Origin of the sequence: Acinetobacter dispersus, from assembly GCF_009884975.1 — a bacterium.
Lineage (GTDB): Bacteria > Pseudomonadota > Gammaproteobacteria > Pseudomonadales > Moraxellaceae > Acinetobacter > Acinetobacter dispersus.
Genome location: NZ_CP041970.1, coordinates 706819 through 732059 on the forward strand (window position 1 = coordinate 706819; position 25241 = coordinate 732059).

Consider the following 25241-nt stretch of genomic DNA (forward strand, 5'->3'; position numbering starts at 1 on the left):
TATTATGAATACACCTTTAAGACCTCAGCCTGTGATCAATAATCTTTCAGGTGAAAATGCTTTATTTATCGTACTCGGAATCAATAGTAATCCTGATCATTCAGGGGTGATTGATTTTCTCGCCAATTTTTCAGCCTTAGTCCGCAGTCTAACCAATCGTTTTCCAAACAGTAATTTCAGTGCTTCGGTGGGGATTGGCTCAAATGCTTGGGATTTGCTGTTCCCAGATTTAAATAAGCCGAAAGAACTGGCACCATTTCAAGAGATCAAAGGGCCGAGACATACTGCGGTCGCGACAACAGGCGATTTATTCTTTCATATTCGCGCTAATCAAATGGCAATTTGCTATGAACTTGCCTCGATTTTGCATGAGCAATTAAAAGAAGATACCTACCCAATTAGCGAGACCAAGGGTTTTAGATACTTTGATGGTCGCGCCATTATTGGCTTTGTTGATGGGACCGAAAATCCTGAACATGAAATTGCCAAAGAGATCGCTTATGTTGGTCCAGAAGATGTCGAGTTCCTTGGTGGCAGTTATGTGTTCATACAAAAATACCTACATAACATGGAGATGTGGAAGGGCCTAAGCACCGAAGAACAGGAAAAAGTGATTGGTCGAAAGAAATATGATGATGTTGAACTTGGCGATGACGTTAAACCACAAAGTGCACATAATGTGGCGAGTAAGGCCCATGATGCGGACGGCAACGAGCTTAAAATCTTAAGAGCCAATATGCCCTTTTCCAATCCAACTGAAGGGGAATATGGCACCTTCTTTATTGGCTATTCTCGTTCTTTTAATATCACCAAAACCATGCTTGAAAATATGTTCTTAGGTAAAGAAACTGGACATGTCGATCGCTTACTTGATTTTAGTACCGCAGTTTCAGGCAGCTTATTCTTTGTACCTACTTTTGATTTTCTTGAAGATTTAGGCGAATAAGTTTAATCCGCTGAAATAAATTAGTTTATTTCAGCGGAAAATATTTATTGGCCCATCAAATATTGTTGTAACTGGTCGCGGAATTGATCTGGGATACGACCTGATTTTTGCGTGCTGAAATCAAAATACACCTGAACCGCTTTGCCTCGTGCAACACAGTGATCATTTTGCCAAGCTTCATGCGCCACAATAAAAGAAGAATTGCCGATATGCTCAATCCATGTTTTGATTTCGATATCAGCGCCGTAATAGATTTGAGCAACGAAATCGACTTCCACCCGAGCGAGAATCAAAGGCAGATTCTTGATCTCCATACTTGGGTTGAATAAGCGAAAAACAGGTTCACATGCAGTTTCAAACCAGCCTGTAATCACGGTATTGTTGATATGTCCAAAAGCATCAGTTTCATAGAATCTTGGTGTAATCGAAAGTGTAAACATAGATTTTTCTTTATAAATGTTAATTACAATTTTTATTTAAAAGATCGTTAGGAACTTTTTGTTTATATAAAAAAAACTTTTGCAAAATTTCTTTATTCTTTTGCCCAATGATTAAGTCTTTTTTAACAAGTTCCATTTCATCTTTGCTGTTAGGATTAGCGTTTTCATCATGAGCGATAAGATCTTTCAAATCATCATCATTAACTAATAAACCATTTGGGTATCTATATTTAAAATAGGACGTTTCTATTAAATTATTCTTTTAAATTTAAAACGATATTTTTCTTGTCCTGACTCTTCGTAGACATTTAAGAGAAGTAAGCAGAATTTTCCTTCTTTATGTAATTCTATTCCTCCTCCTTCTGAACTTATACCCTCATCGGTTAAATCCAAAGAAAATATATTTGATTCATTTGCTTTAACATTTTGATTTTCTGTAATATTACATGCTACTAAAAAAGTTAATAAGAAAAACCAGGATTTTTTTGCTAATTTATTGAACATCATATTTCACCTTTAGGGGATCACCACCCGCATCTTTAGTCAATTGTCTCAATTGAGCCATACTTTTACCTGTTTTAAGTTGAAAATGAGGATTATCAACTATTGATTTCCAATCTCCGCCCCATTCTAATCCTATCTCTTTTCCAATAGGGGCAACTTTTTTTAGAATTTCGATATTCTTCTTATCTGACTTGCCATCCATATGTAACAGACCATCTTCCCATATAGGAAAGACATCGACAGCTAAGGCAAAGTTATGATTACTTTGACCACCTTTAGCATTGGTTACTACACGGCCACCAGCAGAACGACCTTTTGCATATAAAGCATCTTGTTGTGCATATGTGCGATAATCTTGAACAATCACTAACTGTACTTGATGCTTTTGATAAACACTATTGATAAACTTTCTTATTTTATCTCTAACTTGAGGATGTAATCGGGCTATTGCTTTTTCATTTCTTTGAGAAACTTTTGAACTTACAGTATTTTCAGACTCAACTTTAGCAATAGGTGTGTTGTCTTTATTTTTAGAAGCATCTTGGGTAACTTTTGGTGGTATAGCTGACTTTTTCTCTGTGTTTTTCCTCGAGGACGTAGGTTGTGATGCTGTAGACTCTACATGACGATCATAAACTCTCAATTTTTGATTATGGCCCAATCTATCACTAGTAAGACCACTTAATTTTTTAATTTCATCAACTGTATTATCTGTAAGCTTTGCAATTAATGGTAAAGTATCCGTTTGTTGGACAACAATAATTTTTGTTTTTTCTTGCTGATTTGGCTTTGGTGTTTGTGGTTTTGGCTTGTCTTTAGGTGCTGGCACGGGTGCTTTAGATTTTTTGACAGGAATTTTTAAAACTTGCCCCGGGTGGATATCTGTATCACTTTTTAAGTTATTAATTCTAATTAATTCATCAGTGGTCGTATCGTTATCATCTGCAATTCGACCTAAATAGTCTCCTTCGGCAACGATATATGTTGATCGTACATATGTGCCAGTTGCGACATCTTTAGCTGAAAGATTTACTCCTTTAAGTAAGATTTTAGGGCTTCGTACAATAAAAACAGTTTTTTCACCAATAAGCTGTATTTTAACTTGAGAATTGTATTCTCCAGTGACCATACTTCTTATCCGAACGTCAACAATAGTACCTACAGGACGTTTAATCCATATAGATTCACCACTGGCAGGGGTGACATAATCTGAGATAAGTGTAGGGCCTACCCAAAGTTGGTGAACTAAACCATTGATTGGTTGATCAAGGGCATCTAAGAAACGAATATTTGCTAAACAATCCATAATTATATTTCGTCCCCATGATCTTCATGTGATCCACAGCTACAGTTATATTGAAAATCATTATCGTCACTTTCATCATCTATTGAAATTGTCCAATCTTCATCTGTGCCAATCAGAATATCGTAGTCTTCATGATTATGAGTATTCATTCGTTGAGTTCGACCGTGAGCATCTAATGTTCCTGAAGTAAAAGTGTTATTTTTATTATTAATTAGTTTATATTTTACATTTGAAAAATCTATTTCATAAAATAAATCATAAAAATCCCATTTATTGGTAAATGAGTTTATTGGGTTGATTAGAGGAAGAGTTAGAGTTTCAGCCTTAACTTTCCCTCCACCCTCAAATTTATGTTGTCCAGCTTGATATAAAATTTGTCCACCGGTGGATATTGTTATACCTTTATCATTGATTAAAATCCGTGAACCACCTGCCATTATTATCCCTCTGTTATGTGAAATGGTTTGCCGAGAATATCATAAAAAAAGGAGTCTTAGACGAGCTATGACGATGATTCTATCAGCCCATTTGGGCGATTGTGTGCTCATTGCAGCAGATAAACGCGCTATGAAATGTGATTTAGAAACAGGAAGGATATCCTTATTTCATGATAATGAACAAAAAGTAAAGTTATGGTATAGAGGTGGAGTTGTAAGTTCGGGAGAAACTACATTTTTAAATCGTGTTACACAATATTTTATAAATATTAAAGAAAGTGACACGGAGATCAATCATATTAATATAACTTACATAGAAATCATAAGAAGATTGTTAGAGGGGGTTCCGATAGAATGTCTAAAAAATAATACAATTATATTTTCAATGTTTAATGGGGAGAAAACTTTATTATATTCCATTCCTCTACAGCCATTTTTCCAGCAAGTTATTGATGGTGGCTCAGGGAATAAAACTCCCTTATATTTGCATGAAATCAAGGATTGGGAGGTGGATATATCATGTTTTAATATTCCACCTGATATGAGCTCTTTACAAGATTTTCAACGTAACTTGAAATCTATGGCAGAATTTGAAACACAACAAGAGTTTATCGATTACTACATTTCTAAGCTCAAAGAAATATTCGTGACACATGCGTCAATTGACCCAAGTATCACGACTTCATTTGATTTATATATCCAGTCCTGTAAAACAGGTGACGGCCTTGCTTTGCATATTCCTAACCATACGTCGCCATCTAATATTCCGAATGAATTAAACTATTGGAATAGTATGTAAATTAAATTTTCTAGTTAAAACAAGATGCTTAATTCAATACAACATACAAGAAAACTGTAAGATGTCTTAACTAGATATTGGGCGTAAAAGGAGAATTTTAAGCCGCTGGCTGAGATAATCCACCGCCTAAAGCTTTATACAATTCAATCTGATTATTCAACTTGCTTTGTTCAAGCATCAGTAAGCCTTGTTGTGCTGCATAAGCAGAACGTTGTGCATCCAATACGGTCAGATAACTATCAATACCCGCTCTAAATCGGGCCGTGGATAATTTATAAGTGGTCTCTGTAGCAGAGACTAAACGACGTTGTGCTGCTAAACGCTCATCAATATGGGCATGTGCAGCCAATGCATCATTGACCTCACGAAAAGCGGATTGAATGGCTTTTTCATAATCTGCCAGTGCAATTTGTTGTTCAGTTTCTGAAATTTTAATATTGGCTTTACGCGTCCCCCAATCGAAAATGGGCAGGTCGATACTTGGCCCAATTGACCAAGAAAATCCCCCTGATTTAAATAAATCTTTAAGATCTGTCGATGCATAGCCAGCTGAACCTGTCAGGCTAATGGTGGGGAACATACGTGCTTTGGCTGCGCCAATATTTGCCCCAGCAGCAAGCAATTGATATTCAGCAGCTTTTAGATCTGGACGGTTATTCAGTAAATCACTGCTTAGGCCCGTTGCAAAGTTGCTTTCAGCACTAATCGTTTTTACGGCTTGATTCGGCAAGAGCTTTTGAGGAACCGATTGACCAGCCAATAGATCCAGTAAGTTTTGTGCTTGTGCCACTTGAATTTTATAGGCAGCAACATCATTTCGAGCAGTTTCAACCGACATCTGTGCTTGACGTAACGGGACTTCACTATCAATTCCGACATCAAAACGTTTTTTATTCAGATGATAAGAGTCGAGCTGTGCTTTTAAGGTCTGCTCAGCCAGATTTAAATTGGCTTTTGCATAGGCATAATCTAACCAAGCTTGCGACACTTGACTGACTAAACTGATCTGTGTGGCTTCTCTTGCACTCTGGGTCGCAAAGTAATTATTTAAGGCAGCATCTTTTAAACTTTGTACACGACCCCAAAAGTCTAACTCATAAGCCGTCATTCCTAGAACGACTTGAAAAGTTGAATAAGGATTGTTTGGGTTCGCAGATGGATTCACCTGTCTTACAGCGCTGCCAGTCGCACCAATGGTCGGTAACTGGCCATTTTTGCTGATTTGATATTGTTGCTGTACACGTTGAATATTCAGTGTTGCAGTACGTAAATCACGGTTGTGATTTAAACTGATTTCAATCACTTGTAATAAGCGTGGGTCAGAAAAAAATTGTTGATAACCTTGATTGGCAATCGAATTTCCAGTTGTGGTTTGAGAAAAATTCTGTGGAATATCCGATTGAATCACAGGTTTTGGTGCCTGCATATTCATACACGCGGTCAAGGCAATTGAGAGCGTAGAGACAAGTAGGCCACGAGATAAGACAGTCGCTTTAGACATGGTCTTCTCCAAATAAAATAAGAATAAATGCAGAGGCGGAGTCAGAGGAAACCCGTTGATTCCCTCTGCTCTATATCATTTAAGATGGATTTTTTTGTTTCGAGGAAAACAGCTTTTCAACTGCACCAAGAATGAAAATAAAGAACACTGGGACAAAGAAAATTGCCAGAATCGTCGCTGAAATCATGCCGCCAAATACACCTGTACCTAAGGCATGCTGCGTTTCTGAACTTGCACCTGAGGCAATAACCAATGGAATCACACCACAAGTAAAGGCTAACGAAGTCATCAGAATAGGGCGTAGACGGAGTTTGGCTGCGGCCACAGTGGCCTCGACTAAACTCATGCCTTCTTCTTTTAGCATCTTGGCAAATTCGACAATCAAAATCGCGTTCTTTGCAGATAAACCAATAATGGTAATCAGGCCAATCTTAAAGAACACATCATTCATTAAGCCACGAGACATAATCGCAACCACAGCGCCAAAAATACCCAAAGGTACCACCAGCATCACTGAAAGCGGAATTGCCCAACTTTCATAAAGTGCAGCGAGTACGAGGAATACCACTAGCATTGATAACGCTAGCAGAAAGGCCATCTGCGATTCTGATTGCTTTTCCTGCAAGGAAATACCTGTCCATTCATAACCGATGCCTTTTGGCAATTTAGCAATCAGGTGTTCCATTTCACGCATAGCATCGCCTGATGAGGTATCAAAATTCGGGATACCTGCAATACTTAACGATGGGCGACCGTTATAGCGGTTATATTGCTGTGGCGCTTTATTCCATTGAGGTGTCACCACTTCAGACAGAGAGACCAATTGCCCATTTGAACCCATCACTTTCAGATTCAAAATATCTTTGAGTTGCATACGTGATTTGGCATCGACCTGTACGATCACTTGTTGCATGCGTCCATGATTTGGGAAATCGTTGATATACATCGAACCCATTGAAGTTGAAATAATGTCAGAAACATCAGAGAACTTCACACCCAGAACATTCAATTTTGCACGATCAATTTTTAAAGAAATATTGTCGCCTTGCGGTAAGCCTTCATTCCAGACCATATAGAACTTTTTGTTCTTGGCAGCCATTTCCATGAGCTGGTCTTGTGCAGCTAAAAGTACAGGCATGCCCAAGTTGGCACGGTCTTGCAAGCGTAAGCTAAAGCCTGAAAAAGTCCCAAGTTCATCAATGGCAGGAGGTAGTACCGCCATTGTTGCACCTTCTTTACTGTGTGCCATCGTGGCATTAACCGCATTGGTCATTTCAGTTGCTGTCGAAGTACGGTCTTTAAAGTCGGTTAATGTGGTAAAAGCCACAGCCACGTTTTGACCTGCACCACTAAAGCCCCAACCCATGATGGTCGTGTTACTTTTAACATTTGGATTGTCTTTTAGACTGCTTTCAAATTCATTGACCACACCTCGCGTTCTTTCAGCAGTGGCGTCCGATGGCAATTGGAACGACGTCAGGAACCAGCCTTGGTCTTCTTCTGGCATAAATGCTGTAGGCCAATACTTCATACCTGCAAAGGTAAGGCCTGTAATCACTACAAAGATCACCATCATTGGAATAGTATGTTTAATCACTTTAAGCAGGATCAATTCATACTTTTTAGTGACTTTGTCGAAGCTGCGATCAAACCATGCAAAAAAGCCTTTCTTCTGATGATGGCCATCAATTGGTTTAAGAATCGTGGCACACAATGCAGGCGTTAAGATTAATGCCAATAATGCTGAGAACAGAATTGAGACTGACATGGTTAAGGTAAATTGTTGATAAATAATACCGACCGAACCACTGGCAAAGGCCATCGGTAAAAACACCGCTGCCAAGACCAAGGTAATCCCAATAATCGGACTGGTAATTTCTTTCATAGCCTTGGAAGTTGCTTCTTTTGGAGGAAGTCCTTCAGTCGCCATAATTCGTTCAACGTTTTCGACCACCACAATCGCATCATCGACGATGATACCAATCGCAAGCACCATACCAAACATGGTCAGGACGTTAATCGAGAAACCTGCAAGCAGCATCACCGCAAATGTACCGAGTAGTGCAATCGGTGCAACAATGGCTGGAATCAAGGTATAACGAACATTATGCAAGAATAAATACATCACAATGAAAACCAGTACCATGGCTTCAAGTAAGGTATGAATCACTTTTTCAATCGAAATTTTTACAAAAGGTGCGGTGTCATAAGGAATACTGAAATGCATGCCTTCAGGTAAATTGAGTTTTAATTCCTCAATTTTTGCTCTTATACCTTCTGCTGTTTTGACAGCATTGGCGCCTGGGCTGAGCTGAATCGCAGCAGCCGTTGCAGGTTTGCCATCTTCCAAAATCGCAAAGTTGTAGGCCTGTGAACCCATTTCAACTTCAGCCACATCAGAAAGTTTAATCACGCTACCGCTGGTTTTACTTTTTAGGCTGATATTCTTAAATTGTTCAACATCGCCTAATTGACCTTGTGCCGATAGTGGGACGGTAATCAATTGACCTTTTGCTGCAGGGAGATCACCTAATCGTCCTGGTGCAATCTCGACGTTATTTTCACGGATAGCATTATTAACGTCACTAATTGATAAACCATAAGACACCAGTTTATTGGGATCAACCCAAATACGCATGGCTTTTTCAGCACCGAAGGATTGAACTTTACCAACGCCTTCAACACGTTTCAACTCTTCCACCACGTTACGGACCAGATAATCACTCAGATCAACTTCAGAATACTGTCCATTGGGTGAATTGATTCCGACCAACATCAAGAATCCCGATGACGACGCCTCAACTTGCAAGCCTTGTTGACGAACCACTTGCGGTAAACGTGCTTCAATGGCTTTGATTTTGTTTTGTACATCAACCTGTGCCATATCCACATCTGTACCCGGTTTAAAGGTCGCAGAAATCTCCGCAGTACCTGAGGTATCTGTAGTTGAGCTATAGTACAGCAGGTTTTTGACCCCTGACATTTCACGCTCAATCAAGGTAACTACACTATCATTGATGGTCTTGGGTGTCGCGCCTGGATAGGTCGCACTAATATTGACTTGTGGCGGTGCAACACTTGGAAAGCGGGCAATCGGCAATTTGGGGATACTGAGTACCCCAAATAAAATAATGAAAATCGCAATCACCCATGCGAAGACAGGGCGGCGAATGAAGAATTGTGACATCATCATTGAGCTCCTTGTGTTGCAGGTACTTTCCACGTGCTTATTTCAAGTTTTTGATTGGGCTGAATACGATCAACACCTTCCACAACGATTTTGTCGCCTGTTTTAAGGCCTTTATTGGCGATGTAGAACTGATCATATTGTTGTCCCAGTTCAATCGGGCGAATATCAGCGGAACCTTTGGCATTGATCACATAAACTTGCGGGTCGCCATTGATATTGCGTTGAATTGCTTGAGCAGGGACAAGCAAAGCTTGAGGCACTGAAGCTCGGTCGATATTGACGCGGACATACATGCCTGGGAGAAGTTTTCGTTCAGGATTCTGAACTTCGATACGAATGGTGACATCACCTGTTTCAGGGTCAACATTGATGTCTTCAAATAGCATTCTGGCAGTGACGTTATAAGCTTGACCATGGCTATTAGAAATACGCACAGTTTTTTCATTATTAGCAGATAACTCACCACTTTGTAGTGCAGCCTGCAAACGTTCGTATTCACTAATCGACTGTTTTACATCCACATAGACTTTATCGATCTGCTGTACAGTTGCCATGGTATTGGCATCGCCTTGGCTGACCAATGCACCTTCGGTCACAAAAGATTGCCCAATACGACCCGAGATCGGGGCACGAACAGTAGCATATTGAAGGTTCAGGTTTTGACGGGTAAGCAGGGCTTTCATTTGCGCAACATCTGCTAAGGCTTGACGATATTGAGCTTGTGCATTACTGACTTCTTGCTTACTGATTGCATTGCTTGGAAGTAATTGTTCATAGCGTTCTAGTTGAACTTTTAAACGGACCACTTCGGCTTCGGCTTTATTGAGGGAGGCCTGATTGCTATTCACATCAGCCTGAAAAGTTTCCGCGTTAATTTTATAAAGTGCTTGACCTGCTTTAACTTCACTGCCTTGTTTAAATAGCACCTTTTCAATAATGCCACCGACTTGTGGGCGAATTTCAGCAGTTCGGAAAGCCTGTACCCGTGCTGGCAAGTTTTCGCTAAAGTTCACCGATTGCGGCTGAATATTTAAAACGCTCACTTTGGCAGGAGGTGTTTCTGCTGGCTTTGTCTCCTCAGAACCACAGCCTTGTAGCACAAGTCCGATAGATAAAAATAATGGAAGTAATAGATGCTTTTGCATTCTGTCCAAACCTTGGGAGTTTTTGATGCTGGCATTATTTTCGAACTTTGTGTAACGATCATCGCAGAAGTGTGGAAAAAGTGTGGAGATCAACAGATAAATCATCGTATGATGAATCGATTGTTTTATTGATCTAAATCCTTATGTTTGAGCACTCTTTTTCTTTCGATTGCCATGACAAACTTATTCTTGTAGTAGAGGATGAGTATGATATTGGGGACATCATTGAGCACTATCTTAAGCGTGAAGGGATGCGCGTGATTCGGGCAATGAATGGTAAACAGGCGATTGAAATCCATGCTGCACAAACAATCGATCTGATTGTCTTGGATATTAAATTACCTGAACTGAATGGCTGGGAAGTATTAAGCAAAATTCGTCAAAAGGCGCAAACCCCCGTGATTATGCTCACCGCATTGGATCAGGAAATTGATAAAGTCATGGCATTACGGATCGGTGCCGATGATTTTGTTGTCAAACCATTCAATCCGAATGAGGTGGTGGCGCGTGTTCAAGCAGTGCTGCGACGCGCTCAGCAAAGCCAGCAAGTAGCCAGTAAAAATCTAAGTTATAAAAATATTGAAATTAATACCGATATTCATAGTGTCTATATTCATCAGCAGCATAAGAAAGTGATGCTGAATTTAACCCTGACTGAATATAAAATCTTGCTACAAATGATTGATCATCCTCATAAAGTCTTTACCCGAAGTGAACTGCTGAATCATTGCCTGCCTGATAGTGATGCCTTAGAGCGCACAGTTGATAGCCATGTCAGTAAGCTCAGAAAAAAACTGGAAGAACACGGTTTGCAACATATGTTGATTAACGTGCGTGGGGTCGGTTATCGCCTCGATCATCCTGTGGAATGAGCATGTTCTGCAAATTGAACGATCTAAACAAGCGTTTAAATCCATTTTTAATCTTTGCCCAATATTCTTTACCCAATAAGGCAATCACGATCAACAGTAGAATTTCACCCCCAATCGCCATTGCCGTCATGATCAACGCTTTATGCGGGATGTCTAAGAATGGAATGATGGGAAAGGCAAGCCAGTAAGCGATGACAATGCTCAACAGAACGAAGCCAATTTTTTTACGTAGATTGAGTTTTGATTTATGCATTTCGGTCACATCAATAAAATTTTGATGCTGCTATTTTTGGAAAGGTTTGATGAGGAATGATCTTGAATGTGTGGAAAAAGTGTGTAAATCACTAAAAAAATCAGCGTATCATGTGAAAAATTTAGGGTAATTGATTGGAAAAAACCAATGAAAAATAAGTCAGGTATTAGTAAACAGTTGTTTATCGCATTAAGTATCGTGAACTTAAGCGTAACGCTGTTTTCTATTTTGCTTGGCTATTTTATTTATAACTATGCCATTGATGTGGGTTGGATTACGTTAAGTTCTTTACAGGAAGATTGGACCGAATTTCATTTTGTCGATTGGATTTGGCTATCTACGGTGATTTTTTGTGGTGGTGTTATTTCGATCATTATCGGGATGCATCTGGCGCAACGTTTTATTAAGCCGATTAATTTCTTGGCGGATGCAGCAAAACGAATCAGTCAGGGTGATCTTTCCGCACGGGCAGATGATAGTCAAATTCATTCCACTGAAATAGCTGAGTTGATGCAGAATTTTAATCATATGGCGCAGCAACTAGAAAGCTCGGTTGAAAATGCACAGGTCTGGAATGCCGCAATTGCACATGAATTGAGAACACCAATCACGATTTTGCAAGGCCGCTTACAAGGCGTTTTAGATGGGGTGTTTCAACCTGATGAAGCATTGTTTAAAAGCTTGCTCAATCAGGTGGAGGGATTATCACATTTGGTTGAAGACCTGCGGACACTCAGTTTGGTGGAAAATCAGCAGCTGAGATTAAATTATGAAAAGATTGATTTTAAATTGCATGCGGAGAAAGTTTTAAAACTGTTCGAAGATCGCTTGGCAAAAGCGCAACTTATTCCTGTATTGGAGGTCAGCGCCACATTTATAAATTGTGATCGTCGGCGTATCGAGCAGGTTCTGATTGCCTTGATTGAAAATGCAATTCGCTATGCCAATGCAGGCACATTAAAAATTTCCTCAAAGCAAGTCTCGGATGAATGGATCTTACAAATCGAGGATGAAGGACCAGGTATTGCGGAGGATTATCAACAGGATTTATTCGATCCTTTCTTTAGATTGGAACAGTCTAGAAATAAAGAGTTTGGTGGGACTGGCTTAGGTTTAGCGGTTGTACATGCGATTGTCATTGCGCATAAAGGTGCAATCGAATATAAAAACCCGAATCACAATAGTGTATTTACGATCCATCTGCCTGTTCACGTTTAATCTAAGTGATTTAGGTGATTGTTAGCGTTCGACTACGTTCATAAATATCTGCTATGAATAAAAGAAGAGGTGTTGATTTAGCACCACCTCCTCAACAGAATCGTGCTGTTGCTGAAACATTGATAAAATTAATAATTTTTAATTAATTGATATTTATAAATAAAAAACATGGCATTCAATTTGTATTAACCACAGTGAAAGATAAATTGTGTTTAACAACAAATTTGGAGCAGAACATGAGTAGAAAAATTCGATTAGGTGCATTTATTCCAGCAACTGGACAACATGTCGCTGCATGGCGGCATCCTGAATCGCAACCCACCAAAGCAGTGGATTTTGATTTTATTAAAGAACAGGTACAGCTAGCTGAAAAAGGCTTATTTGATGCTTATTTCTTGGCAGATGGTCTCGCCGTTAATTTCGGACAAGCTGAGAAAACAGGGTATAGCGATAAAGTGGCGGGCTTTGAACCTGTCACACTATTTGCGGCTTTATCAACGGTGACCAAACATATTGGTTTTATTGCTACGGCATCAACCACCTATGAAGAACCGTATTTATTGGCGCGTAAGTTTGCTTCTTTGGACCATCTCAGTCATGGTCGAGCAGGATGGAATGTAGTGACCTCTGCTTCGGAAGCTGCCGCAGCTAACTTCGGTTATGAGCAACAAATTCCACATGCAGAGCGTTATGAGCGCGCGCAGGAATATGTTGATCTGATTAAAAAACTGTGGGACAGCTGGGAAGATGATGCTTTTATTCATGATAAGGCATCAGGTGTTTTCTATAATCCCGAAAAAGTTCATAATCCGAATCACAAAGGCAAGTACTATGCGGTAAAAGGTGCCTTGAATGTGCCTCGTACACCACAAGGTTATCCTGTGATTGTACAAGCGGGACAGTCAGGGCCAGGACGTGATCTTGCAGCGCGTTATGCCGAAGTCATTTTTACCGCCAATCAAAAGCTGGAAGATGCGCAAGAGTTTTATCGTGATGTAAAAAGTCGTTTGGCCAAATATGGGCGTTCAGCCGATGAACTTTTAATTTTACCGGGCGTTTCTGCGTTTGTGGGTCGTACTGAAGAAGAAGCGCGTGCCAAATACCAACAGCTTACAGACCTGATTCACCCAGATGCAGGGCTTGCCTTGTTGAGTGGGTTAAGTGGCGGCTTTGATTTTTCAGGTTATGATCTAGATGGCCCATTCCCAGAATTGGGTGAAGGCCAAGGCATGGTGAGTCGTCCTGCTCTAATTGCAGATATTGCCAAGAAAAACAATTTCAGTATCCGTCAGCTGTATGAATGGGTGGCGGGTGCACGTGGACATTGGCAACTGATTGGTACACCTGAGCAGATTGTCGATCAATTACAACAATGGTTTGAAAATGAAGCCGCGGATGGTTTTAATATTTTGCCGCCAAGTACACCTGCTGGGTTAAATGATTTTGTTGAATTGATTGTGCCAGAGCTACAACGCCGAGGCCTGTTCCGTACTGAATATGAAGGCACGACCTTACGTGAAAACCTAGGTTTGGCACGTCCAGAAAATCAATATGTCCTTGCTCGACAGGCTGAAAAAAACAAAGCCAGTTAAAATCATGTTAAAACTAAATCATGAATCAAAGTAACAAGGGTGACTTTTAAGCGTCACTCTTGTGTTATCACAATTGAATTGAGTGAAAAATGCAATATAGAAAATTAGGTCAAACTGATATTGATGTTAGTGTTATCGCCCTAGGCACCATGACTTGGGGCGAGCAGAATTCTGAATCCGAAGCGCATGAGCAGTTGGATTATGCAGTGGAGCGTGGCGTAAATCTGATTGATACGGCTGAAATGTATCCGGTTCCACCGAAACCAGAGACACAAGGCTTAACTGAACAATATATTGGGACATGGTTAAAGCAGTCACAGAAACGAGATCAAGTGCTGATCGCAACCAAAGTGGTAGGCCGTTCAGGGAAATTAACTCAAGCCTCGCATTTTCGTTCAGGTCAAACCAAGTTGGATCGAGCCAATATTGAAACTGCGCTACATGATAGCCTGAAACGTTTACAGACGGATTATGTTGATCTATATCAACTTCATTGGCCTGATCGCAGTACCAATCATTTTGGTGAATTGGGCTATACCCATGTTGAAAATGAAGACACGGTGCCAATTTTAGAAACCTTGACAGTTTTGTCTGATCTGATTCGAGCAGGCAAGATCCGACATATTGGTTTATCCAATGAAACACCATGGGGTGTCAGTCAGTTTTTAAAGTATTCCGAATCATTGGGCTTAGCGCGGGTCGTTTCTATCCAAAATCCATATAACTTATTGAACCGTAGTTTTGAAATTGGCAATGCTGAAATTGCGATCCGTGAGCAGGTAGGATTACTGGCTTATTCACCTTTAGCTTTTGGTGCTTTGACAGGTAAATACTTAGATGGCGCACAACCAGGAGGCGCACGTTTAACCTTATGGGAACGCTTTGCACGTTATAAAGGTCAAGCCTCTGAAGATGCAATTCGTCGTTATGTGACCTTAGCTAAACAATATGATTTAGATCCTGCCCAATTGGCTTTGGCTTATGTGAATAGTCGTCGTTTTGTCACCAGTAATATTATTGGGGCAACCAATCTCAATCAGCTCAAAACCAATATTGAGAGTATTGACCTACAGTTACCTGATGAGGTGATTCAGGGAATTGAGCAAATCCATCAAACCCATCCTAATCCCGCACCTTAAGGCATAGCTAATCTCCTACAATTTAATCTTCGTTTTGTTCAGGACAGTTGAGTCAATCCAACTGTCTTTTTTTATTTTTAGAACAAAGCGACTGAGTCTGTATATCAAAAAATAAGAAATAGAAACCTTGAAATGTGCTGTTTTTGTATAAGCAGGGTGTTGGAAAATCAACAGTGCTTCAACAGAGAGAAGTGGATGTGTTTTTATAAATATTAATATAAAACAATTTCTTAATACTTGGCATGCTGCTTGCAAAGATCAAAGTATATAAATCAAAGATTGATTTTATGCAGGCTGAGGAGCACAGGATGAAGATGTTGCGTTGTTGTATGGAAAATTAATTTCTCTCTCATTTTTTAATTCATTTAGTTCGAATCTTTTTCGGTGTGATTGCTTATTCAGTCACACACAGGATTTTTTACTCAAATTTTATGGTTTTAGTTTTAGGGGTTTTATTGGTGAAAAAACATTATCTCTCTTTATCGATTGCTTTGAGCATTGCAACACTTTTGGGAAGCGGCACAGCTCAAGCAGCAGAAGATATTGATACCACGTTAGCGCAATTACAGGCGCAATTGACTGCTCTACAGCAGCAGGTCAATGCATTAAAGCAAAAGAAGCAAGCTTCAACGGAGGCGAGCGAGACAGCGCAACTTACAGCCCAAGATGATGCATCGGCAGAGGCTCAGGAAGAAAATACGGAACATAGTTTTGCGACTCAAAGTGAGCTGGCAGGTTTCCGAAGTGATTTAGAAAACTATAAATATGATCAATCACGCCAATATGAGCGTACTTCGGTGAAATCAACCCGAGATACAACCTTGTATGGCACGGTACAAGTTCGCGCACAAACACAAAGTCGAGATACCTCTGCTGGGAACCCAGCGCCTGTTACACCTCGACGTAATACGTTTGATATCCCTACGGCTTTATTTGGCGTACGTGGAAATTTATATCGAGATTATAAGGAAGGCAAAAACTTAGATTACCAATTGTCTTTTAGCTACGGCAAGCGTACGGGTACAGCAGGCAGTGCCAGTGATTTGAACTTGGCCGATGCTTTTTTACGCTATAACTTTACTTCAACCAATGGTGGTCCTGAAGTCCCACGTTTAAACGTGACGCTTGGGCAACAACTGATTCCATTTGGCTTAGACCCACAATCTCCAGAGGATTTACGACCAACCATTAATGTTGCAACAGGATTGGCGCAATTGGGTCTATTCAATCGTCAGACAGGTCTGATTGTGCGTGGTGATGTCAAACCATTTGTTGATTATTCATCAAACTATCGTGCACCGTTATTTGAATATGCTTTAGGTGTGGTCAATGGCAATGGCACCAATAAAGTCGATGACAATGACAAGAAAGATTATATCGGACGGGTGGCTTTCACCTTACCCGTTGATTATGCCAGTTGGTTCCGTGAGTTGAAATTTGGTGCTTCGTATCTCAAAGGTAGTAAAAACGTCATTGCAGGCAGTAATGTTCTCGATGGTAACGGTCGCAATGATCGTTTGGGTTTCGATATTTACTACAACCATGCACCATTTGGGGTGACTTATGAATATGTCAAAGGACTCAGTGATTATGCAACTGCGACAGGTTCAACCTCAGAAGTAAAGTCTGAAGGGCATACTGCAACTTTGTTTTATACCTTTGGCGATCAATTTTATAACAGCGTGAAATCCGTCGCGAAGTTTGATGACTTCTGGCCGAAATCAATTCAGAGCTTCTATCGCTATGACAGCTACAACCCAAATAAAGGCGCAGATGTGATCGGCATTGCTGGGCATGGACTTGGCAAAGTCGATATTCATACCTTGGGGCTAAATTTCTTCTTCGCACAAACCACCAAATTCCAATTAGGGCTGAATCGTTGGAGCTATGACCACGAGACAGCTGCGCAGAAAGACTTCTCGGAAGTACAAGCGCAATTCCAATACACCTTTTAATTTTCCAATATGAGTAATGACACAATGAAATTTTTGACGAAACATTTATTTATTGGTGCAGCGGCAGGTTTGCTGGTTGCCACCAGTTTCTCAGCTTTTGCTGAAACCAATCCCACTGAAATTCGACTAGGGGTTCCCGGTGCTGGTGTAGGCGGAAAACCAAAAGTCGGAGGAAGTGCTTATGCAAGTGCCAATCTACGCGGCATTTTGGAAAAAGAATTTGCCAAAGACGGTATCAAGGTGAAATGGTCATTTTTTCCAGGTGCGGGACCCGCGCTAAATGAAGCTTTAGCCAATAAAAAGGTCGATTTTGGTATTGGACATGGTGATCTACCTTCGATTGTTGGACGTTCAACGGGTTTGAAATCCAAACTTTTATTTGTGACTGGACGCTTTGGACCTGTGTATTTTGCAGTGCCATCTGATTCAAGTGCTAAAAGTCTGGCGGATTTAAAAGGCAAAACCATTTCTGTGTTTAAAGGCACCAATCAACAGCTAATCCTCGGTCGTTTATTACGGAAATATGGTTTCACTGAAAAAGATTTCCGTGTGATCAGTCAGGACTTTTATTCAGCTCAAACCTCGCTTTCCACGGGTGATATTGATGGTTTGATTACCAGTCCTTGGACATTAGAAGCACGTGGTGTGGCAAAGCGTATTTTAGAAGTACGTAAAGATCCCAATCTGAATGGTCCATTGGTGGCATGGGTAAGCGAGGATTTTGAGAAGAAATACCCACAAATTGTGCAACGCGTTGTGACCACATTTATTAAAGATAACGTGTGGAGTTCCGATGAAAAGAATCGTGATACCCAATATAAACTCTGGGCGCAAAGTGGCGTGCCTTACCTAGACTATAAAAAAGACTGGGATGATTACTCGCTGAAAGACCGTAACTCACCTTATTTTGATGATTATGCAGTGAATTCTTTAAAGAAATCGGTTCAGCAATCAATTGATTACAAGCTGATTCGCCGTCCAGTGGATGTGGATTCTTGGATTGAACCGAAATATCTGAACACCGCAATTCAAGAACTAAAACTAGAAAACTTCTGGCCAAAATTTGATGTAAATGGCAACCGTAAAAAGTAATTGCAATTTGGGTTAGGCCAAAGGTGTGTATGCCTTTGGCAAGCCAGTTTATTTGTCCACCATTTTAGGAATGACCTATGCGTCAGGAATCGGTTGCTCAGGTTGAATTGGGTCAAAGGCACTTTGTATTGGGGTTTATTGGCTTGGCATTGTGTGCAGGCTTGGGCATTGGAATTGCGAAAATCGTCACTTCTTTATATGCGGTACAGTTAGCAGCGAATGAGTTTGAAATGGGACTGATTGCCGCAGTACAGAGTTTAGGTATTTTGCTGATCGGATTGCCAATTGGTCTCTTAGTACAACGCTATGGACCTAAGACAATGTTTGTATTAGGAAGTTTTTTGGCAGCGCTGGTGTATGTCACCGTGCCATTTTATCCAGCTGTTTGGTCTCTGATTTTAGCTACTTTCTTGGTTGGGTTATGCATGCCGATGCGGTTTGTTTCACTCAATACAGTCTATATGCAGCATTTAAAAAGCATAGGGGCTGCTCGGGCGGGATGGTTTAGAGGCACACATATGATGGGGTTCTTTCTGGTTGGCCCTTTACTGGCAGTAAGCTTGGTAAGTGCGGTGGGATTCTCAGGTGCGTTTTGGTGGATTGCTGGACTTTTTCTTTTACCGATATTATTTGCACCCTTGGCCTTTGGCGCAAGCCCAACAGAAATTAGTCAGGCAGAGCGGGATGAGGCATTTAGCCTTGCTGTTATTGCCAAGCAATTGGTTTTATTAAAGCAAGATCAGGCTTTACGTCGCACCAGTTTGATTGAAATGGCGAGCAATGCGGTGATGGCGTACTACGGCTTTTTCATTATTGTTATTGCAATCAAGGATTTTGGTTTGAGTGAAACGATTGCTGCCAGTTTGGTGACGCTACAGGGAGCTATGTTTGTCGTAGCCTTATTTACGACGGGAGCTTTGCTGACACGATGGGGAATAAAACGCTTTTATCAAACGGGTTTTGCTTTTGTTGCGGTGGCATCTGTGATGTTGGGCATACCTAAAATTTCCGTGCTGCTTTGGGTGGGTGCTGTGATTCTAGGCTTGGGTCTCGCGATGCTGCATATCGTCAATTTCACCATGTTTGCCAATGTGGGTGAACGCTTGGGAATGGCAAAGGTGTCTGGATTAACCGCGATGGCAGGACCTGCAGGTGCGTTATTGGGAAGTATTGTGGGAGGCTGGTTGGGTCATTACTGGGGCTTACAGTCGATGTTTCTTATTTCAGCGGTTTTATTTGGCGGGCTGATCGGTTTTTCTCAGCAACTTACACAAGTTTTTATAGCACCGCCGCTAGAGATTGAAATGTATTCAGAAATAGAGGGTCAATAAAATGAGTAGTATCGAAACTCAATTAGAAAATGAACACACTTGGCAGCGAATCAATTTAGCCCCTTATTTCAAGCAAATTGGCCTATGGGCAGTTCGTATTGTATTGGCTTTGGTTTTACCTGCGATTGCATTGGCGGTTTGGCATTATGCCTTTCAGAAGCAATGGTTACCTGAACAAATTTTGCCTAGCCCAGACTTAGTTTGGCAAACCACGTTGGAGCTGGTTGATACGCATGAGTTACAGGATAATTTATGGATCAGCTTAAAACGGGTTGCTTGGAGTGTCTTGGGCGGGGGCAGCGTCGGGTTGTTCTTGGGTTTCCTGATTGGATTATCACGTATCGCACACAAGTTTATTTACCCCACTTTTAATCTGATTGCGCAATTTCCAGTGATTGGCTGGATTCCATTACTGATGATTTTTTTGGGTATTGATGAAAGCCTAAAAATTGCAGCGATTTCACTTGCGGTATTTGTTCCTGTGCTCGTTGCGACCTATCGCAGTGTTTTGAATGTACCTCCGCATTTATTAGAAGTCTCGCAGGTGTATCGCTTTAGTGCGTGGCAGCGATTTCGCCGTGTCATTTTGCCTTCTGCTTTGCCAAATATTGTCAGTGGCTTACGCCAAGGGATTATGCAGGCATGGCTGTCACTGGTTTTTGTCGAGCTATTAGCCAGTAGTGAAGGAATTGGTTACCTCATCGTGTGGGGACGGCAGTTGATCCAACCAGACATTATTTTTATGGCTGTCATTGTGATCGGGATTGTTGGTTTTGTTTTAGATCATATCTTGGGTTGGGTTGAACGCTGGTTTAGCCATTGGCAGCGCAGTGCATTTTAAAGGGGGATTAAATATGTCTATTAGGTCTACATCAAAACCAAGATTTAATTTTAATTATTTAAACGTTTACGGCTTGGTGCTCCCGATTACGTTCATTGTATTGTGGGCGATCGCATCCAAGTTGGATTGGGTCAATCCTAAACTCATTCCAGCACCATTTGAGGTGGTGCAGATCGCAATTCATCATTTTCAGCAGCAAGAGTTTTGGACAGGTTTAGGCGCAAGTCTGTTCCGTGATCTGACTGGTTTTTTATTGGGTAGCATTCTAGCCATTACTTTTGGCATTGTCGTGGGGGTCTCGCGCTGGGCCAATTATTTATTTTTACCTAGTTTTAATGTATTACGGCAGATTTCTTTGTTTGCTTGGTTACCGTTAATCACCACCTTTTTGGATTATGGCAATAGCGCAAAAATCTTATTTATCGTGCTTTCCGTCTTTTATCCCGTGGCCTTACATACTATCGATGGAGTAAGACAAATTCCATTGCATCAATACGAAGTTGCCAAAGTCTATCAATTCAATGCTTGGCAGACCTTGAGCAAATTGATTTTACCTGCGGCAGCCAGCCAAATCTTTTTAGGATTACAACTCGGTTTGATTTTCGCTTGGGTAGCGACCATCGGGGCAGAGTTCCTGTTAGCTAACTATGGTGTTGGACTAGGAAATATCGTGATTCGTGGGCGGGCTGCTTTAGATGTTGGTCTGATTGTATTTGGTTTAATTGTGATTGGTTTTATCGGTGTGGCGTGGAATAGCTTAGCCAATTTAGCTGAGCGTCGTATTTTGGTTTGGCGACGTTAGGAGAATAATAAAATGAAACAACAGAATTTTCGGCAGTTTTTCAAACGTCTCTTTAAATCGCTTAGGCAGCTCAGTGTTTTAAGTTTAATGACGCTCAGTCTTATTGCATGTAGTAAACAATCTGACACTCCAGCCAATCAGGTACATGAACTACGCTATCAATCCTTAACCAGTGTGGTGTCATTGCCTGAGCTGGCTGAAGACTTGGGTTATTTAGGTGATTTAAAGTTGAAATATGTGGGGAGTGTGCAAGGTGGGCCGCAGGACTTACAAGCATTAACTACGGGCGATGTAGATGTGGCAACTGCTTTTGACGGTGCAATCATTAAGCTTGCTGCGGCAGGGATTAAGATCAAAGCAGTGGTTGCTTCTTATGGCAGTGATGACAAAAGCTGGGTCGGTTATTACGTCCCGAATAATAGTCAGATTCATTCAGCGCGTGATTTGATCGGCAAAAAAGTGGCAGTAAACACTTTGGGTGCACATTACGAATTTGTTTTAAAAGACTATTTGGCACGCCAAGGTTTAAGTAATGATGAAATCAATCAAGTTGAATTCGTAGTGTTGCCTCCCACCAATACCGAACAAGCTTTACGTGCTGGGCAGGTGGATGCTGCCGCACTGGTTTCTATTTTCCAAGACAAGGCCTTGGAACGCGGTGGTCTAAGAAAACTGGTTTCAGATACGGATCTGTATGGCAGTTTTACCGCAGGCAGTTATGTCTTTACCGAGAAATTCATTCAGCAGCATCCAGAAGTGGTCAAGCAATTTGTCACAGGTGTTGCCAAAGCTGTGGAATGGACTAAGCAAACGCCTCGTGAACAAGTCTTAGCCCGCTTTAAAAGCATTATTGAAAAAAGAAAACGCAATGAAAGCGATGTATTGATGCAGTACTGGCGCAGCTATGGCGTCGTAAGCCAAGGTGGATTGTTAAACGCAGCGCAATATCAACGTTGGATTGACCTATTTGAAAAACGTGGTGAATTCAAACCCAATCAGGTTAAGGCAGATACTTTATTCACCAACCAATTTAATCCCTACGCAAGTGAAAATAAAAATGTAGCTGATGATCAGCGCAACAAGGAGCATAGCCAATGAGCACAAAATTAAAAATTGAAAATGTTTATAAGTCTTTTGCTGCCAAAAAAGTCAAAGGAGCAAAAGTCCAAGCAGAAGATTTTGTAGCGGTTGAAAATCTGTCTTTAGATGTCAAGGCGGGTGAGTTTGTCGCCATTGTTGGTCCGAGTGGATGCGGAAAATCAACTTTGTTGGATCTTCTGGCAGGTTTAACCACACCAAGTTCAGGTCAGATCACTATTGATGGTCAAGCGATTAAAAAACCGGGATTGGATCGCGGTATCGTCTTTCAGCAATACGCTTTATTTCCGTGGTTAACGGCCCTAGAAAATATTGAGTTTGGCTTGGATGCAAAAGGTGTTGATAAACAACAGCGCTATCAAACGGCAAAGTATTTCCTAAATTTAGTGGGGCTTGCGGAGTTTGAACATCATTATCCCAATGAACTTTCAGGTGGCATGAAGCAGCGGGTCGCAATTGCACGTAGTCTGGCCTATGACCCAGACATTCTATTGATGGATGAACCTTTTGCCGCACTCGATGCACAGACCCGTGAAACCTTACAGGCTGAATTGGTCAAAATCTGGCAACAGACTCAGAAGACCATCATTTTTATCACCCATAGTATTGATGAAGCCATTTATTTGGGGCAGCGCATTGCCATCATGACCTCACGTCCGGGGCGAATCAAACAGGTGATTGAAGTTCCTGCTGAGCTACGAAGCGATCAGGAGGATGTACGTTCCAGCCCAGAATTCAGCCAACTGCGTCATCAGATCTGGAGCTTGTTACGTGAAGAAGTATTGAAGGCCCAAGAGCAGGAAAAACAGAAGCAGTTGGTTGCCTAAGGACCAAACATTTTAAAATATTAACAAGAAGCAGAGGTGATTATGTCGAGTACAAAAGAGACATTAACGTTTCCAAAAACAATTCAGTCTAGTTCAATTTCTTCTCAACCTAAGATCAGTTCTTTGGGGGATGGTTTTAATCTAAGCTGGCTTTCTACAGGTTTTAAACGATCAGCTGCGATTTTACTCTTTTTAGCCATCTGGGAAATCGTACCGCGGATTGGTTTGGTCGATTCCGCTTTCTTGCCAGCATTTTCTACCGTGTTGCTCAGTGGTTGGGGCTTAATTCAAAATGGACAACTCTTGACGCATTTGCAAGCCAGTTTAATCCGTTCTCTCAGTGGTTTTATTTTTGCGATCATTATCGCAATTCCTTTGGGGCTGGCAATTGGTTGGTACACACGCTTTTCCGAATTTCTGAGTCCTTTATTAGAAGTGTTCCGCAACACGGCTGCATTAGCTTTATTACCCGTGTTTATTCTTTTTCTTGGGATTGGTGAAAGTTCGAAAATTGCATTGGTGACCTATGCCTGCACATGGCCAATCTTGCTGAACACGATTAGCGGTGTTCGTAATGTCGATCCATTGTTGATCAAGTCCGCACGGACCATGGGACTGAGCTCAATTCAGTTATTCCGTAAAGTGATTTTGCCTGCTGCAATTCCAACGATTTTTGTGGGGGTGCGTTTGGCAGGGTCTTTTTCAGTATTGATGCTGATTGCGGCTGAGATGGTGGGGGCAAAAGCAGGTTTAGGTTATTTGATTAACTATGCACAATATAACTTCCAGATCCCTGAAATGTTCTTTGGCATCATTAGTATTACCACCATTGGCTTGCTGTTTAACTATAGTCTGCTTGCGATCGAAAAGCGTTTGACCGCTTGGAAAATCGAACGTTAGTCAGGAGAAGATGATGTATAGGAAAGGCTGGAGAAAGCATCTATTTGATCTGAGTTGTATGGTGACAATGTCACTCATCTTATTGGGATGTACAAAACCAGCATCGAAATTGACCACAGGGGATGGACTCGAATCTTTAGAATTTAAATACCTCGGTTCGCCAGGCATCGTTACTCCCTTAGAGCTGGCTGAAGATTTGGGTTATCTTGCACCAATTAAATTGAGCTATCAGGGTGTTTCTACAGGCGGGCCACAAGGTATTCAATCTGCTTTGTCAGGTGATAGTGATATTAGTAGTCCAAGTTTTGCAGGTTCAGCGGTTAAAATGGTCGCCAGTGGCGTACCCGGCACTGTTGTGATTGCTGCCTATGGTACTTTCGATGATCCTTTTGCTGGCTATTATGTTCTTGAAAATAGTCCAATTCATTCAGCCAGACACCTAATTGGTAAAAAAGTCGGCACCAATATTTTGGGTGCACAAGTGGAATATATGCTCAAGACGTACTTAAAAAAAGGAGGACTCAGCCCTGAAGAAATCAATCAGGTCACGCTGGTGGTCTTGCCTCCAGGTTCTTCAGAGCAAGCACTAAGAAATGGTCATGTAGATTTAGCACCATTGACAGGCCCCTCAATCGAACGGGGTGGTGTACGTCGTCTTTATCGTGATTATGATCTCGTTGGCGATCTGACAACAGGAACTTATGTTATGGCAAATCGCTATATAGCTGAACATCCGAATACTACCCGTAAAGTGGTCACAGGCATTGCCAAAGCGATTGAATGGTCTAGGCAACAACCGAGGGATCAGGTGATCGCACGCTTCGAGCAGATTTTAGCAAAGCGTAAACGCCCTGAAAATAATGCCATGTTAAAATATTGGACACAGTGGGGAATTCCAAGTACTGCTGGAAAATTTAAAAATGATGATTTTAAAATATGGGTGGATAATTTAATTGAAGAAGGTCAGTTAAAACAAAATCAGATTGATTATAAAAAGATATATAGCAATCAATATAATGAATATAGCCAAAATTAAATCATATTTTTAGTTTG

Annotated in this window: 24 protein-coding genes; 15 read left to right on the top strand and 9 right to left on the bottom strand. The window is 41.1% G+C overall.

From position 1 onward, the window contains the following. Positions 1 to 4 precede the first annotated feature (4 nt). A complete protein-coding gene (locus FPL17_RS02940) occupies positions 5 to 946 on the top strand; it encodes a Dyp-type peroxidase (protein WP_159883117.1) in 942 nt (313 codons plus the stop codon). Between the two features lie 44 nt (positions 947 to 990). On the opposite strand, the gene FPL17_RS02945 is transcribed toward FPL17_RS02940, so the two are convergent. The 5 genes from FPL17_RS02945 to FPL17_RS02960 are packed head-to-tail and all read right to left on the bottom strand — an operon-like array spanning position 991 to position 3633. Beyond that, positions 991 to 1386, bottom strand: a complete 396-nt coding sequence (locus FPL17_RS02945; protein ID WP_159883119.1) for an acyl-CoA thioesterase — start codon at positions 1384 to 1386, stop codon at positions 991 to 993. A gap of 19 nt (positions 1387 to 1405) precedes the next feature. Beyond that, positions 1406 to 1576, bottom strand: coding sequence for a hypothetical protein (locus FPL17_RS18965; protein WP_228277588.1), 171 nt, complete (start codon positions 1574 to 1576; stop codon positions 1406 to 1408). Between the two features lie 59 nt (positions 1577 to 1635). After that, positions 1636 to 1893, bottom strand: a complete 258-nt coding sequence (locus FPL17_RS18970) for a hypothetical protein (protein WP_228277589.1) — start codon at positions 1891 to 1893, stop codon at positions 1636 to 1638. Beyond that, complete coding sequence (locus tag FPL17_RS02955; protein WP_159883121.1) at positions 1880 to 3196, bottom strand: M15 family metallopeptidase; 1317 nt, start codon at positions 3194 to 3196, stop codon at positions 1880 to 1882. The genes FPL17_RS18970 and FPL17_RS02955 overlap by 14 nt, the downstream gene beginning before the upstream one ends. Positions 3197 to 3198: 2 nt before the next feature. Then, positions 3199 to 3633, bottom strand: coding sequence for a hypothetical protein (locus tag FPL17_RS02960; protein ID WP_159883123.1), 435 nt, complete (start codon positions 3631 to 3633; stop codon positions 3199 to 3201). Between the two features lie 67 nt (positions 3634 to 3700). Between FPL17_RS02960 and FPL17_RS02965 the strand changes: the two genes are divergently transcribed. Beyond that, complete coding sequence (locus tag FPL17_RS02965) at positions 3701 to 4432, top strand: hypothetical protein (RefSeq protein WP_159883130.1); 732 nt, start codon at positions 3701 to 3703, stop codon at positions 4430 to 4432. Between the two features lie 97 nt (positions 4433 to 4529). Here the strand turns inward: FPL17_RS02965 and adeC are convergent, their stop codons facing one another. From adeC to FPL17_RS02980, 3 genes are all read right to left on the bottom strand, one after another. Then, positions 4530 to 5933: an AdeC/AdeK/OprM family multidrug efflux complex outer membrane factor gene (adeC, locus tag FPL17_RS02970; protein ID WP_159883132.1), complete on the bottom strand. Its 1404-nt coding sequence runs from the start codon at positions 5931 to 5933 to the stop codon at positions 4530 to 4532. A gap of 79 nt (positions 5934 to 6012) precedes the next feature. Continuing rightward, positions 6013 to 9123 (bottom strand): efflux RND transporter permease subunit, encoded by a 3111-nt coding sequence (locus FPL17_RS02975; protein ID WP_159883134.1) that lies wholly within the window; start codon positions 9121 to 9123, stop codon positions 6013 to 6015. Next, positions 9123 to 10268, bottom strand: coding sequence for an efflux RND transporter periplasmic adaptor subunit (locus FPL17_RS02980; protein ID WP_159883136.1), 1146 nt, complete (start codon positions 10266 to 10268; stop codon positions 9123 to 9125). The genes FPL17_RS02975 and FPL17_RS02980 overlap by 1 nt, the downstream gene beginning before the upstream one ends. A gap of 143 nt (positions 10269 to 10411) precedes the next feature. Here FPL17_RS02980 and adeR point away from each other — a divergent pair, with 143 nt between their 5' ends. Then, positions 10412 to 11140 carry an efflux system response regulator transcription factor AdeR gene (adeR, locus tag FPL17_RS02985; RefSeq protein ID WP_159883138.1) on the top strand — a complete coding sequence of 243 codons (729 nt, stop codon included), beginning with the start codon at positions 10412 to 10414 and terminating at the stop codon, positions 11138 to 11140. On the opposite strand, the gene FPL17_RS02990 is transcribed toward adeR, so the two are convergent. Further along, positions 11094 to 11393: a transporter suffix domain-containing protein gene (locus tag FPL17_RS02990; protein WP_228277590.1), complete on the bottom strand. Its 300-nt coding sequence runs from the start codon at positions 11391 to 11393 to the stop codon at positions 11094 to 11096. The genes adeR and FPL17_RS02990 overlap by 47 nt on opposite strands. 147 nt (positions 11394 to 11540) lie before the next feature. On the opposite strand from FPL17_RS02990, the gene adeS reads away from it, so the two are divergent. The 12 genes from adeS (at position 11541) to FPL17_RS03050 (ending at position 25224) form a co-directional block, all read left to right on the top strand. After that, entirely contained in the window at positions 11541 to 12611 is a 1071-nt protein-coding gene (gene adeS / locus FPL17_RS02995; protein WP_159883140.1) for a two-component sensor histidine kinase AdeS, read from the top strand. 236 nt (positions 12612 to 12847) lie between these two features. Next, positions 12848 to 14203: an LLM class flavin-dependent oxidoreductase gene (locus FPL17_RS03000; RefSeq protein ID WP_159883142.1), complete on the top strand. Its 1356-nt coding sequence runs from the start codon at positions 12848 to 12850 to the stop codon at positions 14201 to 14203. Positions 14204 to 14292: 89 nt separating this feature from the next. After that, a complete protein-coding gene (locus FPL17_RS03005) occupies positions 14293 to 15342 on the top strand; it encodes an NADP(H)-dependent aldo-keto reductase (protein WP_159883145.1) in 1050 nt (349 codons plus the stop codon). Positions 15343 to 15773: 431 nt separating this feature from the next. Beyond that, complete coding sequence (locus FPL17_RS03010) at positions 15774 to 17297, top strand: porin family protein (RefSeq protein WP_159883148.1); 1524 nt, start codon at positions 15774 to 15776, stop codon at positions 17295 to 17297. 24 nt (positions 17298 to 17321) lie between these two features. Further along, positions 17322 to 18389 (top strand): ABC transporter substrate-binding protein, encoded by a 1068-nt coding sequence (locus tag FPL17_RS03015; protein WP_159883150.1) that lies wholly within the window; start codon positions 17322 to 17324, stop codon positions 18387 to 18389. Between the two features lie 77 nt (positions 18390 to 18466). Beyond that, positions 18467 to 19720 (top strand): MFS transporter, encoded by a 1254-nt coding sequence (locus FPL17_RS03020; RefSeq protein WP_159883152.1) that lies wholly within the window; start codon positions 18467 to 18469, stop codon positions 19718 to 19720. Position 19721: 1 nt separating this feature from the next. Then, positions 19722 to 20561 carry an ABC transporter permease gene (locus tag FPL17_RS03025; protein WP_159883154.1) on the top strand — a complete coding sequence of 280 codons (840 nt, stop codon included), beginning with the start codon at positions 19722 to 19724 and terminating at the stop codon, positions 20559 to 20561. A gap of 13 nt (positions 20562 to 20574) precedes the next feature. Beyond that, entirely contained in the window at positions 20575 to 21363 is a 789-nt protein-coding gene (locus FPL17_RS03030) for an ABC transporter permease (RefSeq protein WP_159883156.1), read from the top strand. A 12-nt stretch (positions 21364 to 21375) separates the two neighbouring features. Then, the gene (locus FPL17_RS03035) at positions 21376 to 22461 is read left to right on the top strand and encodes an ABC transporter substrate-binding protein (RefSeq protein WP_159883158.1); all 1086 of its coding nucleotides are present in this window, start codon (positions 21376 to 21378) and stop codon (positions 22459 to 22461) included. Then, positions 22458 to 23288, top strand: a complete 831-nt coding sequence (locus FPL17_RS03040) for an ABC transporter ATP-binding protein (protein WP_005204473.1) — start codon at positions 22458 to 22460, stop codon at positions 23286 to 23288. Before FPL17_RS03035 ends, FPL17_RS03040 begins: the two co-directional genes overlap by 4 nt. Positions 23289 to 23330: 42 nt before the next feature. Beyond that, entirely contained in the window at positions 23331 to 24188 is an 858-nt protein-coding gene (locus FPL17_RS03045) for an ABC transporter permease (protein ID WP_159883160.1), read from the top strand. A 13-nt stretch (positions 24189 to 24201) separates the two neighbouring features. Continuing rightward, the gene (locus FPL17_RS03050; RefSeq protein ID WP_159883162.1) at positions 24202 to 25224 is read left to right on the top strand and encodes an ABC transporter substrate-binding protein; all 1023 of its coding nucleotides are present in this window, start codon (positions 24202 to 24204) and stop codon (positions 25222 to 25224) included. Positions 25225 to 25241 lie beyond the last annotated feature (17 nt).

Coding starts and splice junctions, on each gene's coding strand:
- FPL17_RS02940 (WP_159883117.1), top strand. CDS start 5: ATGAATACACCTTTAAGACCTCAGCCTGTGATCAATAATCTTTCAGGT.
- FPL17_RS02945 (WP_159883119.1), bottom strand. CDS start 1,386: ATGTTTACACTTTCGATTACACCAAGATTCTATGAAACTGATGCTTTT.
- FPL17_RS18970 (WP_228277589.1), bottom strand. CDS start 1,893: ATGATGTTCAATAAATTAGCAAAAAAATCCTGGTTTTTCTTATTAACT.
- FPL17_RS02955 (WP_159883121.1), bottom strand. CDS start 3,196: ATGGATTGTTTAGCAAATATTCGTTTCTTAGATGCCCTTGATCAACCA.
- FPL17_RS02960 (WP_159883123.1), bottom strand. CDS start 3,633: ATGGCAGGTGGTTCACGGATTTTAATCAATGATAAAGGTATAACAATA.
- FPL17_RS02965 (WP_159883130.1), top strand. CDS start 3,701: ATGACGATGATTCTATCAGCCCATTTGGGCGATTGTGTGCTCATTGCA.
- adeC (WP_159883132.1), bottom strand. CDS start 5,933: ATGTCTAAAGCGACTGTCTTATCTCGTGGCCTACTTGTCTCTACGCTC.
- FPL17_RS02975 (WP_159883134.1), bottom strand. CDS start 9,123: ATGATGTCACAATTCTTCATTCGCCGCCCTGTCTTCGCATGGGTGATT.
- FPL17_RS02980 (WP_159883136.1), bottom strand. CDS start 10,268: ATGCAAAAGCATCTATTACTTCCATTATTTTTATCTATCGGACTTGTG.
- adeR (WP_159883138.1), top strand. CDS start 10,412: ATGTTTGAGCACTCTTTTTCTTTCGATTGCCATGACAAACTTATTCTT.
- FPL17_RS02990 (WP_228277590.1), bottom strand. CDS start 11,393: ATGCATAAATCAAAACTCAATCTACGTAAAAAAATTGGCTTCGTTCTG.
- adeS (WP_159883140.1), top strand. CDS start 11,541: ATGAAAAATAAGTCAGGTATTAGTAAACAGTTGTTTATCGCATTAAGT.
- FPL17_RS03000 (WP_159883142.1), top strand. CDS start 12,848: ATGAGTAGAAAAATTCGATTAGGTGCATTTATTCCAGCAACTGGACAA.
- FPL17_RS03005 (WP_159883145.1), top strand. CDS start 14,293: ATGCAATATAGAAAATTAGGTCAAACTGATATTGATGTTAGTGTTATC.
- FPL17_RS03010 (WP_159883148.1), top strand. CDS start 15,774: ATGGTTTTAGTTTTAGGGGTTTTATTGGTGAAAAAACATTATCTCTCT.
- FPL17_RS03015 (WP_159883150.1), top strand. CDS start 17,322: ATGAAATTTTTGACGAAACATTTATTTATTGGTGCAGCGGCAGGTTTG.
- FPL17_RS03020 (WP_159883152.1), top strand. CDS start 18,467: ATGCGTCAGGAATCGGTTGCTCAGGTTGAATTGGGTCAAAGGCACTTT.
- FPL17_RS03025 (WP_159883154.1), top strand. CDS start 19,722: ATGAGTAGTATCGAAACTCAATTAGAAAATGAACACACTTGGCAGCGA.
- FPL17_RS03030 (WP_159883156.1), top strand. CDS start 20,575: ATGTCTATTAGGTCTACATCAAAACCAAGATTTAATTTTAATTATTTA.
- FPL17_RS03035 (WP_159883158.1), top strand. CDS start 21,376: ATGAAACAACAGAATTTTCGGCAGTTTTTCAAACGTCTCTTTAAATCG.
- FPL17_RS03040 (WP_005204473.1), top strand. CDS start 22,458: ATGAGCACAAAATTAAAAATTGAAAATGTTTATAAGTCTTTTGCTGCC.
- FPL17_RS03045 (WP_159883160.1), top strand. CDS start 23,331: ATGTCGAGTACAAAAGAGACATTAACGTTTCCAAAAACAATTCAGTCT.
- FPL17_RS03050 (WP_159883162.1), top strand. CDS start 24,202: ATGTATAGGAAAGGCTGGAGAAAGCATCTATTTGATCTGAGTTGTATG.